Consider the following 1,642-nt stretch of genomic DNA (forward strand, 5'->3'; position numbering starts at 1 on the left):
CCGGGCGGGCGGAGCGGACCGAGCCGCATCCGGACTGCCCCTGTGGTGCGGCCGACAGGCCGCGCAGGGGTGCGCCTGGCGGAGACGAGGGCGTCGCACGACACAATGGCCGGGTATCCGGCACAGGCGGCACGGCTGTCTGGGACTTGGAGGGGCTTCATGTCTGATCTTCCCCGGAAGGCGGTCACCCGGACCGCGAAGCTGGCCACGCTGCCACTGGGCTTCGCCGGCCGGGCCACCTGGGGCCTCGGCAAGCGGATCGGCGGAAAGTCCGCGGAGCTCGTCGCCAGGGAGTTGCAGCAGCGCACGGCGGACCAGCTCTTCAAGGTGCTCGGCGAGCTGAAGGGCGGTGCGATGAAGTTCGGGCAGGCGCTGTCCGTCTTCGAGTCGGCGCTGCCCGAGGAGATCGCCGGGCCCTACCGGGCGGCGCTCACCAAGCTCCAGGAGGCGGCGCCGCCCATGCCGGTCCGTACGGTCCACGCGGTGCTGGCGGAGCGGCTCGGCGAGGAGTGGCGCGAGCTGTTCCTGGAGTTCGAGGACAAGCCCTCGGCCGCCGCGTCGATCGGCCAGGTGCACCGGGCGGTCTGGCATGACGGACGCCAGGTCGCGGTCAAGGTGCAGTATCCGGGAGCCGGTGAGGCGCTGCTCTCCGATCTGGCACAGCTCAGCCGGTTCGCCAGACTGCTGGGGCCGCTGATCCCGGGGATGGACATCAAGCCGCTGATCACCGAATTGCGCGACCGCGTCTCCGAGGAGCTGGACTACGCGCTGGAGGCCGAGTCACAGCGCGAGCACTCGGCGGAGTTCGCGGGCGATCCGGATGTGGTGGTGCCCGAGGTGGTGCACCAGGGCGAGCAGGTGCTGGTGACGGAGTGGATCGACGGGATACCGCTGTCGGAGGTGATCTCCGACGGGACGCCCGAGCAGCGCGACCGGGCGGGACAGCTCCTGGCCAGGTTTCTCTTCTCGGGCCCGGCACGCACCGGTCTGCTGCACGCCGATCCGCATCCGGGCAACTTCCGGCTGCTTCCTCCTGCGGCCTCCGACGAGGACGGCACGGACGGCGACGACGGTGAAAGCGGTGCGGGCGGTGAACTGCGGCTCGGGGTGCTGGACTTCGGCACGGTGGACCGGCTGCCGGGCGGGCTTCCCGGCACCATCGGTGAGGCCCTGCGGCTGACACTGGAGGACGACGCCGAGGCGGTGTACGACCTGCTGCGCGAGGAGGGATTCGTCAAGGAGTCCATCGATCTCGACCCGGACGCGGTGCTGGACTATCTGCTGCCGATCATCGAACCGGCGGCGGTGGACGAGTTCACCTTCACCCGGAGCTGGATGCGCGATCAGGCCGCCCGGATAGCGGATCCACGGTCGCCCGCCCATCAGTTGGGCAAGCAGTTGAATCTTCCGCCGTCGTATCTGCTGATACACCGCGTCACGCTGAGCACCATCGGTGTGCTCTGCCAGCTCAATGCGACGGTACGGCTGAGGGACGAACTGGAGGCCTGGCTGCCCGGGTTCGCGGCGGAGCCGTTCATACCGGAGCAGCAGGGCGCGACGGAGTCAGTGAAGCCGGTGGACAGCTAGGGTCTTTCGTTTGGATCAGGCTGGGTGAGGGAGCGCCCGCCGCGGGAGCGGCTGA

At 69.7% G+C, this 1,642-nt stretch carries 1 protein-coding gene; it reads left to right on the top strand.

Translation table 11 applies throughout. The annotated features are described in order from the left end of the window. Nucleotides 1-159 precede the first annotated feature (159 nt). A complete protein-coding gene (locus GA0115259_RS38205) occupies nucleotides 160-1,587 on the top strand; it encodes an ABC1 kinase family protein (RefSeq protein ID WP_093605215.1) in 1,428 nt (475 codons plus the stop codon). Nucleotides 1,588-1,642 lie beyond the last annotated feature (55 nt).

The organism is Streptomyces sp. MnatMP-M17, assembly GCF_900091995.1.
In the GTDB taxonomy this organism is placed as follows: Bacteria; Actinomycetota; Actinomycetes; order Streptomycetales; family Streptomycetaceae; genus Streptomyces.

Excerpts from the sequence above, each read along its gene's own strand:
- GA0115259_RS38205 (WP_093605215.1), top strand. The coding sequence starts at position 160 with ATGTCTGATCTTCCCCGGAAGGCGGTCACCCGGACCGCGAAGCTGGCC.